1 rRNA gene is annotated in these 518 nt (G+C 53.1%); it reads right to left on the bottom strand.

Annotated features, from left to right (window positions below):
• Window positions 1-518 (bottom strand): 23S ribosomal RNA (locus tag G9G53_RS25715); the annotation flags it as partial.

Genomic DNA, 518 nt, shown 5'->3' with positions numbered 1-518 from the left:
AAGCATCAAGCCATAGCTTCGGTGGTGTGTTTAGCCCCGTTACATTTTCGGCGCAGAGTCACTCGACCAGTGAGCTATTACGCACTCTTTCAATGGTGGCTGCTTCTAAGCCAACATCCTGGTTGTCTGTGCAACTCCACATCCTTTCCCACTTAACACACACTTGGGGACCTTAGCTGATGGTCTGGGCTGTTTCCCTTTCGACAATGGATCTTAGCACTCACTGTCTGACTCCCGGAACTAAATCTATGGCATTCGGAGTTTGACTGAGCTTGGTAACCCTTGCGGGCCCCGCACCCAATCAGTGCTCTACCTCCACGATTCTTCTTTCCGAGGCTAGCCCTAAAGCTATTTCGGGGAGAACCAGCTATCTCCGGGTTCGATTGGAATTTCTCCGCTACCCCCACCTCATCCCCGCATTTTTCAACATGCGTGGGTTCGGGCCTCCAGTGCGTGTTACCGCACCTTCACCCTGGACAGGGGTAGATCACCCGGTTTCGGGTCTACGTCCACGTACT

This window comes from Paenibacillus sp. EKM206P (assembly GCF_011066155.1).
In the GTDB taxonomy this organism is placed as follows: Bacteria; Bacillota; Bacilli; order Paenibacillales; family Paenibacillaceae; genus Paenibacillus; species Paenibacillus polymyxa_D.
This window is presented reverse-complemented; position numbering and strand designations above follow the sequence as displayed.